Raw genomic sequence first — 15,440 nt, 5'->3', positions numbered from 1 at the left:
CTGTTCAGTTGATTTTGGGGTGGGCCGATACCGCCAGCCCGCAACCTCGGGTTCATCGTTTCGTCACAGCCAAGCCCCTCGCCGCAGCCTACGCCGCCTTGACGAAACCCCCACTGAAACCGCGCTGTCACCTGCCTCCAAACCGCTCAAAACCATGACCAAAACACCCGAGAATCTTTTTAAAAATCAAGCTCTTCCTCCCGAGGTTTTTTCCCATTGCTGTCATCGGAAACTGCGAAATTCTCTAGCCATGGCCTCACCCCAGTCACCCCCGAGACACGGCTTGGGACCGGAGCCATGGCGTCATGCAAGAGCCATCTACCTCAAACGTACAAACACGACGAAAGGAGATTCTTCATGTTTAAGCGCAACGTTCTCGCGGTATCCATGACCCTCGCCGCACTGTGCTCGGCACAGGCTGCAATGGCTGACATCAACGGCGGTGGTGCAACCCTGCCTCAGCAGCTGTATCAGACTCCCGGTGTACTGACTGCCGGTTTCGCCCAATACATTGGCGTGGGCAGCGGTAATGGCAAGGCAGCCTTCCTGACCAACGACTACACCAAGTTCGTGGCCGGTGTGAGCAACAAGAACGTGCACTGGGCCGGTAGCGATTCCAAGCTGAGCGCGACTGAACTGTCGACCTACGCCACTAACAAACAACCGACCTGGGGCAAATTGATCCAGGTGCCATCGGTGGCTACTTCGGTTGCCATTCCGTTCAACAAGGCCGGCACCGCTGCCGTTAACCTGAGCGTTAACCAACTGTGCGGCGTGTTCTCCGGTCGACTGACCAACTGGAACCAGATCACCGGTTCCGGCCGCACGGGTGCGATCAAAGTCGTTTACCGCAGTGAATCCAGCGGTACCACTGAACTCTTCACCCGCTTCCTGAACGCAAAGTGCAGCGAAGCCAAAGCGTTCGCCATCACCACCACCTTCTCGTCGAGCTACGGCAACGTGGCCAATAGCGTACCGGCCGGTGCCGTTGCCGCGACCGGTAGCCAAGGCGTGATGACTGCGCTGAACGCTACGGACGGTGGTATCACCTACATGAGCCCGGACTACGCCGCGACTACTTTGGCCGGTCTGGATGACGCCACCAAAGTCGCCAAGGTCGCTGGTGTTTCGCCTGCGCCTGCCAATGTGTCGGCCGCTATCGGTCAGATCCCTGCGCCAACCGAAGCCCGCGCCGATGGCTCGTTCATCGATGCCACCAACCAGGACAACTGGGTGCCGGTATTTGCGGGCACCGCAAGCGGTTCAGCCACCTTCGCTTACCCAACGACCGGCTACCCGATCCTGGGCTTCACCAACCTGATCTTCAGCCAGTGCTACGCCAACGCAACCCAGACCACCCAAGTGCAGGACTTCTTCCTGCGCCACTACGACAGTGCTGATAACAACGACGCCGCCATCAACGACAACCGCTTCGTACCGCTGCCAAGCAACTGGAAACAAGCGATCACCGACACCTTCGCTACCGTTTCCAGCGCTCAAGGCATCGGCAACACCAGCGTCTGCAACGGTATCGGTCGTCCGCTGTAACCCACGCTTTCAACGACCCGCAACACCCGATCAGCAACGGCCTGTGCCGTTGCTGATTTTTTTTGCATTGCGATTTCTTCTGTAGGAGCGAGCTTGCTCGCGAAGGTCGTCAACGATGACGCGGGCTTGCTGAATGCCTGCGGCGTCCTCATGTTTTTCGCGAGCAAGCTCGCTCCTACAGAAACTGTGCGTCGTCCTTATCGGGCTGTTACCAGTCCTTTATGAACTTTGCATGACAGAAGTTCAGTCGCGCCCCTCGCCAACCGCCTAACCCTCATACGTGAGCGCGTCTTGCTCCCTGCGTGATAACAAAGAAGGAAGATCCCCGATGGTCCGCTGCAAATCGCCGGTTAACCTGAAAGCCCAAGAGACGATCCTGCGCCTCAAGCCCCTGGCCCAGGCCATTGCCCTGTTGATGGTGGCGGGCAATGCCCATGCCGCTACGGCGTTCAGTTCCAGTTGGTTTGCCGACAAGGGCGCGACCCAGGCGGCGACGGCGGCGCGGATCAGTGCCGGGCAGGTGCCGGGGATTCCGACGTTGAACCAGCAGGCGCAGGTCAACCAGCGGTTGGCGCGTTCCATCAGCACCTTGAACACCAGCGTCGCGGCGATTGCGGCGCAGCAGGCAGCACAAGCGGCGGGGCGTCAGGCGGCGTTCGGCCAGGTGTCGACGATTCCCGATGGTTTGGGCAAAGGCGGCCTGCAAGTCGACAACAGCCTCACCCAAGGCTGGACCAACGCCAAGGCGCCGACCCAGATCCAGGCAGGCGGCAAGACCACGGTGAGTATCGAGCAGACCGCTGACAAGGCGATCCTCAACTGGGAGACGTTTAACGTCGGACGCAACACCACGGTGGATTTCCAACAGCAATCCAACTGGGCCGTGCTCAACCGCGTCAACGACCCCGATGCGCGGCCCAGCCAGATCCAGGGCCAGATCAACGGCGCCGGCACGGTGATGATCATGAACCGCAACGGTGTGGTCTTCAGCGGCACCAGCCAGGTCAATGTGCGCAACCTGGTGGCAGCAGCGGCGAACATCACCGATGAACAATTCACCCAGCGTGGCCTCTACGTTGATACCACCGGTACGCAACCGACCTTCACCGACGCGGCAGGCAAGGTCGAAGTGCAACGCGGTGCCCTGATCCAGACCCACAACGCCGCCACCTCCACCGATGCCGGCGGCTATGCCTTGCTGCTCGGCACAGAGGTTGAAAACGCCGGCACCATCGTCACCGCCAAGGGCCAGACGACTTTGGCGGCCGGCGACAGTTTCTACATCCGTAAAGGCGTGGGCACAGCGGGCAACGAACGCTCCACCACCCGTGGCAATGAAGTCGCCACAGCCCTCAACGCCGACAGCACTGCGGGCAAGGTCACCAACAGCGGCCTGATCATGGCATCCACCGGCGACATCACCCTGACCGGCCACCAGGTACAGCAAAACGGCGTGGCCCTGACCAGTACCTCGGTCGACACGCGCGGCACCCTCCACTTGCTCAACGCGGCCAGCGACACTACCGGCAGCGTCACGCTGGGCGAGGGCAGCACCAGCGCGATCCTGTTGGACGCCAGCGGCAGCACCGCCCTCAATACCCAGAAAAACAATGGCCTGATCGCCCTCGATGGCAAGCCCGCCAACCTGATCACCGAGCAATTCAACCACTTGAGCGCTGTGGCCGACCGTACCGACCAGTCGCGTATCGAGATCGTCAGCGGCGGCACCGTGGATTTCCAGAAGGGCTCGATCACCCTGGCCACTGGCGGGCAGGTCGCCGTCAGCGCCGCTGGGCGCAGCCTGGTACGCGATGGGGCGATGATCGACGTGTCCGGCGCGGTTGGCGTCAAGGTGTCGATGGAATCCAACAACATCAAGATCAACGTGCAGGGCAACGAGCAGCGTGATGCGCCGGTCAACCGCGATGGCGGCAAGCTGATCAACAACGATGTGTGGGTCGACTTGCGCGAGCTGGTGTTCGTGCCTGCAGGCACCAACGGCTATGCCACGGATCGCTGGTACACCGCCGGCGGCTTGTTGGAGGTCGGCGGTTACCTCGGCACTCAAGGTCACTCGGTAGGCGAGTGGATGGCTCAGGGCGGGACCGTGACCTTTACCGGCAAGGATGTGGTGACGCAGAAGGGCGCACAGATCAACCTGTCGGGCGGTACCGTGGACGTGCAGGACGGTTATATCCAGCAGACCTGGCTCAAGGGCCCGGATGGGCGCTTGTATGAGCTGTCTAACGCGCCGGGCGACATCCTCTATTCCGGGTTCTACAAAGGTTATGAAGACACCAGCAAGCGTTGGGGCCAGACCGATTACTACTACAACCCGATGATCGCCAAGCAGCGCCGTTACGAGAGCGGTTACACCGTGGGCCGCGATGCCGGCAAGCTGGTGGTCGGTACCACCAGTGCGGTGCTGGAAGGCCAACTGATCAGCGATGTGTTCCAGGGCGATCGCCAGACCCAGGCGCCAAACATCAACCTTGACGGTTACCAGCAGTCGCAGAAGGCCATGGCCCAGCGCGCGCAGTTGATCATTGGCGGCTACACGCCGGTCTATAACAAGACCACCGGCACCCTGCGCTATGCCCTGACCGGCAATGCCGACCAGGTGCTGATCGACAGCAACACCCAGAAAATCGCCGATGGCCTGGACCTCACGACTGTGCTGCCGACGGATCGCCAAGGCCAGATCGTGCTCGACAGCGACTCGCTCAACGGTTTCCAGTTGGGCGCAATCAAGGTCGCCGCCAACCAGCAGGTCAGCGTCAACGGTGCGCTCAATGTGACCGACGGCGGCAACATCACCCTGTTCGGGCCCGGCGTGGAGGTCAACGCCAACCTTACGGCCCACGGCGGCAGTATTCATGCAGGCAACATCCTCAGCCAGGTCGATCCGCTGAAAGATGGCGCGGTGGAGGATACGTACCTGCCGGGCGGCGGCAGTGTGACAGTCGCCGCCGGGGTCAAGCTGGATGCCAGCGGGCGCTGGAATAACCTGCTGCTGGACGCGGCCAACAACACAGGCGTGGCCTATGTGAACGGTGGCAATGTGTCGCTGCGCAGCACGGTCAATGTGAACCTGATGGCTGGCAGCGTGGTGGACGCCTCTTCCGGCGGCACCCTCGGCGTGGATGGCCGGCTCACAGGCGGCAAGGGCGGCAACGTGACCCTGGGCGCGCTCCGCGCCCTGGGGCTGGACGGCGAGGTGCGCGGCTATGGCGTCACCGGCGGCGGCACCCTGGCGTTGCAGGCACGCAAGGTGCAGATCGGCGACAGCCCCGTCGTGGCGGATGACGACACCCTGAAACTGGCCGGCGGCTTCTTCAATAAAGGCTTTTCGGCCTACGACATCACCGGCAACGAGGGGTTGATCGTTACCGACGGTACGCAAGTCGATGTCACGGTCCCGGTGTATCGGTTTGGTGCGCAGGCGTCGTCGATCGTCACCGGCAGCGACCCGGCCAGTGCGCTGGAACGCTGGACGCCCATGCTCTATCAGGAAGATCCGACCAAGAGCCTGCTGACCCAGCGCCGTGGCGCCGGCTTGAGCCTGAACGCCGGCGACGTCAATGCCACCGCCGAACAGTTGGCAACCACCGCCCTGACCGTGGGCCGAGGCGCGGTGATCAACGTCGACCCAGGCCAGGCCATCAACCTGCGCAGCGTCGGCCAACTGAACATGGACGGCACGCTGAACGCCTGGGGTGGCAGCGTCGCCCTGGGTGGGGTGACGGCGGGTTCTTCAAAAGACGTGAATCCCATCGGGCATGGTCGCTCGATCTGGGTCGGCGAACATGCGCTGATCGATGTCGCGGCGCGGGCTGCCACGGCGGTTGACGTCCTTGGCCGCACTTATGGCCTGGTACGCGATGGCGGCAGCATCAATATCGGCGGCACGCTCGATCTGCGGACCGGGGTTGCTACGGCCAGTGATTTGTTTGTGGTGGTGCGTGAAGGGGCGCGGCTGGACGCCTCCGGCACCCAGGCCCTGCTGAATATTCCGGGGCAGGGCATGGTACGCCAGGCCAGCAATGGCGGCAGTATCAGCCTGGCGTCCAATAACGGCCTGTACCTGGACGGTAGCTTTGTGGCCCGGGCAGGGGGCGCAGGGGCTGCGGGCGGTAGTCTGGCTGTCGCGTTGGAGAGCCCCGACTATGACCGCTTTATCGCCGTTGATCGGGTGCTCAAGGGCCGTGAATTGCTGATCAGCCAGGTCCATCAGCGCCACGACTTGGCGGCGACTGCGCAAGAGGCTGCTGACAGCTTGGAATACGGCCACGGGCGGTTGGGTGTGGATCAAGTCAGCGCGGGTGGTTTTGACAACCTGGCGCTGATGAGCAACGGGGTCATGAGTTTTGACGGTGACGTCTCACTGAATATGGGCCAAAGCCTGCGGTTGTTCGGTACGGCCTTCGGCCTCAGTGAAAATGCCGCTGACAACTCCCGGGTCAACCTGGCTGCACCGTATCTATTGCTGGCTGGCGTCAACACGTCAGGCCGGGACGGATATGTGCGTCCGGTGATCGTGCTGCCTGTCCCGTCCCAGCGTGAAACCGCCGCTCAGTTCAACGCCCGCGCTAACCTGATCGATGTGCGCGACAGTGTGTTGTTTGGCGTCAAGGGTAGCCTGAGTCAGGCGGATGGCAGCCTGCTGGATGTCGAACGGCGTGGGTTTGACCAGGTCAACCTGACCAGCGATGGCGACCTGCGGTTTCTGGCCGGGGCCAATGAGAACGGAGTCTCCACGGGTATCAGCACCCAATTGCTGACCCAGGGCGACATGACCTTGCGCGCGGCGCAGTTGTACCCCGGCACACAGGTCGGCGCGCGGGTGATCGCGGGTTACCTGGGCCTTGGGGGGGAAATTAACAACGATATCCTGTTCGACCCGTTGCGTACGCTGACCATTGGCCGTACCGGCACTGCCGACGCCGCCATTCCCTATTCGGCGTTCGGCCGCCTGCAACTGGGCGCAGCCACGGTTCGCCAGGGCGGTGTGGTGCGGGCGCCGCTGGGGCTGATCGATATCGGCAGCATGGGCAGCAACCTGGTGCAACTGTTGCCGGGCAGTATCACCTCGGTCAGTGGCAAGGGGCTGGTGCTGCCCTATGGCGGCACGCTGGATGGCCAGGAGTACCGCTACAACGGTCAAAAGGTGACGTTTATCGGCCAGGGCGGGGTGGTCAGCGTGAACAGAGACTTGAGCGTCGGCGTCATTCTGGGCGGTACGACCGTCGCTGTGCAGCCGGATGCGACGCTTGACCTCTCCGGCGCTGGCGAACTGCTGGGCGCCGGCTTCATTTCCGGGCGCGGCGGTTCCACCGATGCGCGCTACAACCCGCTGGTGCAGTTCGGCGCCAACGGCGGGTTTGTCCTGCCGGGCCTGTCCACTAACCCGATCTATGCAATTGTGCCCGGGGTACAGCCAGGTGCGGCGCCAGTGGCGGCGGAGGGCGGTGCCGTGGCGCCATTGATCGGCCAGCAGATCACCATCGGCGCTGGTGTGCCGGGGTTGCCGGCGGGCACCTACACCCTGATGCCGTCGACCTACGCCCTGATGCCGGGGGCCTTTCGCGTCGAGATCAATGGGCTGGCCGGGCTTGGCGGCGATGGTGCGACCACGCTGATGCGCAATGGCTCGTGGGCCACCTCCGGGCAGCTGTCGATTGCCCACACGGGGATCAGCAACAGTGTCGCCAGCCAATTGATCCTGACCTCGGCCGATACCCTGCGCCGTTATTCCCAATACAACGAAACCAGCTACGCCCAGTTCGCCAGGGCCGATGCGGCCCGGATCGGCGTGCCACGGCCAATGCTGGAAGCCGATGCCAAAACCTTGAAACTGTGGCTGCGCCCCGGTGCGGGTGCGGATGCCTTCTCGTTCGAGGGCATCGGCCGTTTCGATGCCGCGCCAGGCGGCTACGGCGGTACGGTGGCAGTGCTGAACCCAACCCGGCAGGGTATCGAAGTGGTCGGCGCGGGCAAGTCCGCCACTGCGGACTTCGCCGGCATCACTCTCAAGGCCGACACCCTCAATGCCTTGGGCGCATCGCGGCTGGTGGTGGGCGGCATGACGGTGGTGGAGTACGGCCAGTCCGGTAACTTTATCAACCTGGCATCCGGTTTGAATGGTGCCAACAGCACGGTGACGTTGCGCGAAGGGGCAACACTGGCGGCCCCTGAAGTATTTCTGGTGAGCGACACCGGCGCGATCGTGGTGGAGCAGGGCGCCTCGATCAACACCCTGGGACGCGGCAAGGCCAGTTACGACGCACGTGACGGGTTTATCTATCAGGTTGCCAACATGCTGGCGGTGTCCAACGGGCTGCTCAATGTGATCAGCGCGCGTGTATTGGACGGGACGTTGAGTCAGGGGATTAACATCGGCGCCTGCGACGGCGGCACGTGCAGCGGCCAGACCGGCCTGTACTCCGATGGCAGCATCGTGGCGCTGACCAACAGTACCTTCCAACTGGGCGACCAGGTGCGCTATGGCACGCGTCACCTCAACCTGGGTGTCAGCACCATCAACCTGGGCAGCGCCGAAGCCCTCGCCGCTGCCGGAAACCGCGTGCCGGCCGGCCTGACCCTGACCCAAACGCTGCTCGACCGCCTGCTGCGCGGTGACACGCAATTCGGCGCGCCGGCCCTGGAAACCCTGCAACTGTCGGCCCGTGACAGTTTCAATTTCTACGGCACCACGTCCCTGGACACCTATGACCCCGTCACCGGCAAATCGCTGCTGAACAACCTGATGCTGTCCACCCCGGCGATGTATGGCGCCGGGGCGGCCAACGATGTGGCGACGATCCATACCGCCAACCTGATCTGGCTGGGCGCCACGAACACCCCTGGCGCGGTGGTGATGGGCGGGGCTGGCACCGGCAGCGGACGCCTGGACATCAACGCCGAGCGTATCGAATTTGGCTATGGCGAGTTCAGCCAGCCGAGCAATGTGAAAAGTTTCGACCGCCTGGCCTTGGGGTTCGCCAACGTCAACCTCAACGCCAGCGAACGCATCACCGCCAACCACAAGGGCAGCCTGTCGGTCTACCAGCGCCAGGGCGCGTATGACCCGGTCAACGGCTTCCAGTACAGCGGCGGCAACCTGACGATCCGTACACCGCTGATGACCGGTGAGGCCGGCTCGGTGAACACGATCAAAGCCGGCGGTGCGATTGATATCGGCGCGTCGGCAGGCCCCCGTGGCACGGCCAACGGCCAGGGGGCCGAGCTGTCCCTGCAAGGCGACAGCATTCGCGTGGCCGCTGCGGTGGTGTTGCCCAGTGGCAAGGTCAGCCTCAGCGCCCGGGGCGATGTGGTCTTGACCGATGACGCCTTGATCGACGTGGCCGGCCGCGCCATTGCCTTCAACGATGTAACCCAATACGGCTGGGGCGGCGACGTGTTGCTGGACAGCCGCAGCGGCAATATCCGCCAGGCGGCGGGCTCGACCATCGACCTGTCGGCCCAGCACAACCAGGCCGGTAAATTGCGTGCGGTGGCCACGGATGCGGCGGCCGGGACTGTCGACCTGCAAGGCAAGATCCTTGGCAGCAGCAGCGGTTATTACGCGGCTGGCGGCACCTCGATGCCCTACCAGGCCGCCACCATGGAACTCCAGGCCCAGCACCTGGGTGGCAGCGGTTCCCTTGACCAGCAGTTCGCCGACCTTAACCAGCGCCTCAACCAGGGCGCGGTCTTCGGTGCCCGCAGCTTCCAGCTCAAGCAGGGCGACTTGACCATCGGCAACGGGCTCAAGGCCAGCACCATCAGCGTGTCCATGGATAACGGCAGTCTGCGCGTGAACGGCCTGGTGGACGCCAGCGGTGAGCGGGTGGGCAGCATCAACCTGGCCGGCAAGCACGGCTTGACCCTCGACGGCACGGCGGTGCTCGACGCCCATGGCAGCAAACTGCGGGTGGACAGCTACGGCAAGATCATCGACTCGCCCAACCGTGCCATGGTGGTGCTGGGCTCCGGCGACGGCCAACTGACCCTCGCCGATGGCGTGCGCATCGACCTGCGCCACGGCACCGATGGCGCTGCCGGTAACGACGGGCGCAATCGCGGCACCCTGGAGCTGAATGCGCCGCGCCTGTTCAATCCCGACGGCAGCAGCAATGACATTGCCATCGACGCCAGTGGGCGCTTGAGCATCCAGGGCGCGCGCTCGATCACCCTCAACGGCATGGCCACCTACGACGATGCCCCGGAAAAAACCGACCCTACCGCCAGTGGCAAGCCGTATCAGGAAATCACCCAGGATTACCTGAAGAAAAAGGACGAGCTCAGCGTCAAGTTCATCGACGCGGCACGGCTTAACACCAACCTGCTGCAAAACAAGCTCGCCGGTCTGAACAACGCGACCTACGCAGATGCTTTTCACCTGCGGCCTGGCGTGGAAATCATCAGCAAGGCCCCCGACGGCGACCTGGTCGTGCAGGGCGACCTGGACCTGTCCGGTTTCCGCTACGCCAGTCTCAACCCCCACAGCCGCAAGGAGGACAACGTTAAGGGTTCCGGCGAATCCGGCAGCCTGACCCTGCGCGCCGGCGGTGACTTGAATATCTACGGCAGCATCAACGACGGCTTCGAAGCGCCGCCGCCGTCTGCCGATGACAAGGGCTGGGTGCTGCTGCCGGGTATCGACTACCGTGGCGGCACGGTGGTGGTGCCTGGCAACGGCGTGACCCTGGCCGATGGCACTGCCTTCCCGGCCGGCGCGACCCTTAACTATGACGTGCCGATCAAGGGCCTGACTGTCGCCGCCAATACGCGTTTGCCTGTGGCCGCGACGTTGGGCCAGGACCTGGTATTGCCTGCGGGCAGCGTCGTCGCGGCTGATGTGCGCGATGCCGGCGGCACTCTGTTGTTTGCCGCTGGCACCTTGCTCAGCGAGGCGCAGACCTTGGTGGCGGGTACGCAACTGGGCGCCGGTACGCTGTTGACCGAGGGTACCCTGCTGCAAGGCATGACCTGGCCAAAGGGCGTACCGCTGCCAACCGTGGACCAGGCAAGCCTGACCACTAACATTGTGCTGCTCGATGGCCTCAAGGACTTGCCCAAAGGTGCGTTGATCCCTGCCGGCACGGATGTCAAGTTGCCTGCTGGGGTCAAGTCGGTCGCGTTGCGCGCCGGTGCGGCCGGGCAGCTTTGGGCGATCTCGCCGATGCTCGCCGAAGGCACCCAGTCGTGGTCGCTGCGCCTGGTCGCGGGCGCCGATACCGAGGCTGCCGACAGTCGCATCCTGCAGGCCCACCCGCGCAGCGGCGACCTGCATCTGGCGGACACTCACTACGGCATGTTCGCCAAGGCATTACCGCCCCGTGGCGTGGAAACCTGGACGGCTGCTGGGGTCACGTACCTGGCGGGCGTCGGGGTGACCGTCAAGGCCGGTGATCCGATTGATCAGCATGTGCTCGACGGTCTGAATAAGGGCTCAATCGATGATTTCTGCGGTGCATCCCCGCAATTCTGCAAGACCACGGGTGCTTATATATTCACTCCGGCGGCAGTCGCTCGATTCGCGAGGAAGGGCATCATCGTAAAGGCGGGGGACGAGGTCACCGAGGCGCTTGCGTTCAGTTTCAATCAAATTACCGTGGCGCAACTGTGCGCCGGCCCCACGTATTGCCAGATGAAAAACCCTCAGGAATACGCGGCTGCGCCGGCAAGCACGCGCTTCAGCGTGATCCGCACCGGTACCGGCGATCTGGAGTTGCTGAGCGCGGGCAACCTGAGCATGGACTCGTTGTATGGGGTGTACACCGCCGGTACGTCGTCTACCGCTACTTTTGAAGGCGATCCCTACAACCAGCCCAAGGCGAAGCAGGGAGCCGCGACCCAGTTGGTTAAAACCGTACTGGGCGATACTGGCAGCCTGTTCGAAAAATTCGTCAACGGCTCGTCCACCAGCCTCTACCGAGCCTGGTATCCAGAGGCCGGGGGCAATCTGACCATTAATGCCGGGGGTGACCTGACCGGTGATATCACCAGTTTCGCCCAGAGCAACATCGGGCGACCCAACCCCAAGGATAACGGGGTCGACTCGGCGAGCGTCGGCAACTGGCTATGGCGCCAGGGCAGCGGCGATGTGGCGACGGGTGGGCAGGCTCAACCGACCGCCTGGTGGATCAATTTCGGCAGTTACACCGCAACCACAGGTGCAGACAAAATGCTGGGTTTCACCGGCTTCGGCACCTTGGGCGGGGGCGATCTGGATGTCAATGTCGGTGGCGACGCAGGCGTCTTGAACACGCTGGGTTATGGCTTCAGCAACGGTGCCGTAAACCCCCATAGCCAAGGCCTGGTCCTGGCAGTGGGCAGCACGGGCAGGGTCGCCAGCGATGGCAGCCTGCAGTTGACCGGCGGAGGCGATTTGCGGGTACGCATCGGTGGCAGCATGAACCCTGCCAGTGTTGTCGTTGCTAATGCGGACCATCGTGACGGCATGCTGGTCAATCTTCGCGGTGACGTGCAGTTGCGCAGTGCCAGCGTGGGCAACGTCGATTTGCTGTACGGGGCAACGTCTTTCGAACAGAGCCCGGGCGAGGCCCGTGCCTTCGACCCGCTGGTGTCGACCCGTGGCGTGGCGCGCGGTGGGCTGACCCTGGTGCCGGGGGATGCCACGTTCAACGTGCAGACCCTGGGCGATCAGGTGGTGAACAATGTTGAAGACCCGGGCCGGGTGCCGGTTAGCCATTCTTCGCCTTTTGCACAAGGCACCACCCTCGGCACCGGCACCAGCTGGTTTACGCTGTGGACCAAGGACACGGCCATTGATCTGTTTTCCTTGGGCGGTAACCTGACCCCCGTCAGCCTACCCGGCATGCCGGGTGACCTGGCCGTGGCTTACCCGTCAATCGTCAGGGCAACGGCGGCTGGCGGCAATCTGTATTACGGAGCGGCCGCGCAGGACAGTGGCTCTGATGGGAAATACACATATCCCTTGATGTTGGCTCCCGGGCCGGCCGGCCAGTTGCAGTTCCTCGCTCAGGGCTCGATCTACGCCGGTGGCATGGCCGTGAGCCAGTCCGGGGCGGCAATGAGTGCGATGGCAACCCCCTGGAACCCTGCGTACCAGGCCCGTATTGGCAATGCTGTGGTGGTCAGCAACCTGTCGCCCAGTGGTAGCCTGGTCAGCCAGTCGCTGTTGGCATTCGGTTCCGGAACGGCAGCCGCGTCATCCGCTGGCAGTGCTGAGCCGGCGCGTTTTTATGCGATAGATGGGGACCTGGTCGGGGTGAGCAGTGGCCGGATAATCACGTTCAGTAGTACCCCTGGATGGTTGCATGAAGGTGAGACCTGGTATGAAGGGAATGGCGCGGTCCGGATGATGGCCGGGCGGGATATCGTCAGCAGTGGGCGTAGTTTTGGTGTGGGCAGGACTGACGCGCCTTCGATCAATAATCTGTTCCTTCACAAAAACGCCAACGACATTTCCATCGTGTCGGCCGGTCGCGACATCCTCTACAGCAACTTCGAGGTGGCCGGGCCTGGCCTGCTGGACGTGTCGGCGGGCCGCAATATCCTGATGACGGGACCTGCGGGCGAGTACAGCGTGACCAGCCTCGGCGGGGTATTGCCGGGTGACAACCGCTCTGGGGCGAGCATCGTGATGCAGGCCGGTGTCGGCGCCAACGGGCCGGATTTCCAGCGGTTTGTCGAGCGCTACCTGAACCCTGTCAACCAGGCACAAGCGGGCGAGTCGTTGCAGGGGGCCAAGGTCGCCAAGACTTACGAAAACGAACTGGTCACCTGGCTCGCCGAGCGCTTCGGTTTTGTCGGCGACACCGACCAGGCGCGTGCTTACTACGTGGCACTGCCCGCCGAGCAGCGACGGATCTTTGCTCGTGACGTGTACTTCGCCGAACTCAAGGCTGCCGGCCGCGAGTACAACCAGGACGGCGGCGTGCGCCAGGGCAGTTACTTGCGCGGTCGCGCGGCGATTGCGGCGCTGTTCCCGGACAAGGACGTGGCCGGTAACTCGATCACCTACCAAGGTGACATCACGTTGTTCAACGGCTCGGGTGTACACACCAATGCCGGTGGCTCGATCCAGATGCTCACCCCAGGCGGCAGCCAGACCTTCGGCATCGAAGGCGCGGCGCCGCCGTCGACAGCGGGTCTGATCACCCAGGGCTCGGGGGATATCCAGCTGTATTCCCTGGGCAGCATCCTACTTGGCCAGAGCCGCATCATGACTACCTTCGGCGGTTCGATCATGGGCTGGACCGCCCAGGGCGATATCAACGCCGGTCGCGGTTCCAAGACCACCGTGGTGTACACGCCGCCCAAGCGCGTCTATGACAACTGGGGCAACGTGAGCCTGTCGCCGGCGGTGCCGAGTACCGGCGCGGGGATCGCCACGCTGAACCCGATCCCGGAAGTGCCGGCGGGGGACATCGACCTGATCGCGCCACTGGGCACCATCGACGCGGGCGAGGCGGGCATTCGGGTATCGGGCAACGTCAACATCGCCGCCTTGCATGTGGTCAACGCGGCGAACATCCAGACCCAGGGCAAGTCGTCCGGGGTGCCGGTGACCGCCAGCGTCAACACCGGCGCCATGAGCTCGGCCAGCGCGGCGGGGGCGGCGGCGTCCCAGGCGGCGGAAGACGCGGCGCGCAGCCAGCAGGCGGCGGCCAAGCAGGGCAGGGCGTCGATCGTGACGGTGGAGGTGTTGAGCTTTGGCTCCGAGCCGGTGCAGCGCGAACCGCAGGAACAGCCGAAGACCTCGGGGTACAACCCCAACAGCCCGGTGCAGGTACTGGGCGCCGGGCCGCTGAGCGAACAGGCGCGTGCGCGGTTGACGGATGAGGAGCGCAAGCAGATCACGTTGTAGGTGGAAGGACCTCTCGATGTACGTTTGGGGCAATCAGTGATTGCCCCGTTTTTTTGCTGTTGGCGCGGCGGCCTAATAGCAGGCTGGTGTTTCATGGCTAACTCGGCTGGAAGGGTGGGAGGGGGCTTGCCCCCGATGGCAGTGTGTCAGTCACTACATGCATGACTGATCCACTGCCATCGGGGGCAAGCCCCCTCCCACATTTTGATCTCCATAGATCAGATATCTCCATGGATCAGAACCCAAAGAACCGGACATGTAGCCGATCACCCCCTCCCCAAAAAATGCCCCCCACTCAATCCCAAATGAAGCTTTCGTGACAAAAGTTCGGTAGTGCCCGGCCACGCCCGTCTTGCCTATGTAACGCGCTGGAGGCGGCCACAAGTCGTCTCCCCAGCCGTCAGCAGGACGCCAGGAGTGGGGCACATGGGAACTATGGAACGTTACTCGAAAGTCGGCATGCAGGAGCTCGATCAGCGCCTGTCGAAGATCGTCGAAGCCGCGCGCAAGAAGCCGGTTTCGGTGTACCGCTACGGCGCGCCCTGGGTGTGGATCGTTTCGCAGGACGATTGGCAGGGCGCTTTGAAGGAAGTCTCCAGCTACATCCCCGCCGGCCATTCGCTGGTGTTGTTGCGCCCGCAGATCGATGCGGTGTTCGACCGGCACCACGACCTGCTGCAGCCCGCACCCGGGATGCAGATCGCGCCGCGCACCGTGTTGCAGATCCTGCTGCTGCAATTGCTGTACTCCGTGCCCAGCGAACAGCAACTGCACGAACAGCTCAATTACAACCTGCTGTTCCGCTGGTTCGTCGGCCTCGACCTGCACCAGAAGGTGTGGGGCATCCAGGTGCTGCAGCGCGATATCGCCACCCTGTTGAGCAACCCGCGGGCGGTGCAATTGATCCAGACCGTCATCGGTGAAGTGTTTTGTGGCGCCTTGCTGCACATGCCGGAGTTCTCGTTGAACTTCGCCTTGTTGCACACCTGGCTGGCACGGCACAGCCAACTTTCGACAACCCGCAATTGAGCAG

3 protein-coding genes are annotated in these 15,440 nt (G+C 63.3%); all 3 read left to right on the top strand.

The annotated features are described in order from the left end of the window. The first annotated feature begins 357 nt into the window (after positions 1-357). The 3 genes from PverR02_RS18935 (at position 358) to PverR02_RS18925 (ending at position 15,436) form a co-directional block, all read left to right on the top strand. Complete coding sequence (locus tag PverR02_RS18935; protein ID WP_079444144.1) at positions 358-1,548, top strand: substrate-binding domain-containing protein; 1,191 nt, start codon at positions 358-360, stop codon at positions 1,546-1,548. A 328-nt stretch (positions 1,549-1,876) separates the two neighbouring features. Continuing rightward, positions 1,877-14,407 carry a filamentous haemagglutinin family protein gene (locus PverR02_RS18930; RefSeq protein WP_079444143.1) on the top strand — a complete coding sequence of 4,177 codons (12,531 nt, stop codon included), beginning with the start codon at positions 1,877-1,879 and terminating at the stop codon, positions 14,405-14,407. A gap of 435 nt (positions 14,408-14,842) precedes the next feature. Next, complete coding sequence (locus tag PverR02_RS18925) at positions 14,843-15,436, top strand: transposase (protein ID WP_017849144.1); 594 nt, start codon at positions 14,843-14,845, stop codon at positions 15,434-15,436. Positions 15,437-15,440 lie beyond the last annotated feature (4 nt).

Source organism: Pseudomonas veronii, assembly GCF_002028325.1.
In the GTDB taxonomy this organism is placed as follows: domain Bacteria; phylum Pseudomonadota; class Gammaproteobacteria; order Pseudomonadales; family Pseudomonadaceae; genus Aquipseudomonas; species Aquipseudomonas veronii.
Note: the sequence above shows the minus strand (reverse complement) of the source record. Positions and strands in the feature narration are given on the sequence as shown.

Excerpts from the sequence above, each read along its gene's own strand:
- PverR02_RS18935 (WP_079444144.1), top strand. The coding sequence starts at position 358 with ATGTTTAAGCGCAACGTTCTCGCGGTATCCATGACCCTCGCCGCACTG.
- PverR02_RS18930 (WP_079444143.1), top strand. The coding sequence starts at position 1,877 with ATGGTCCGCTGCAAATCGCCGGTTAACCTGAAAGCCCAAGAGACGATC.
- PverR02_RS18925 (WP_017849144.1), top strand. The coding sequence starts at position 14,843 with ATGGAACGTTACTCGAAAGTCGGCATGCAGGAGCTCGATCAGCGCCTG.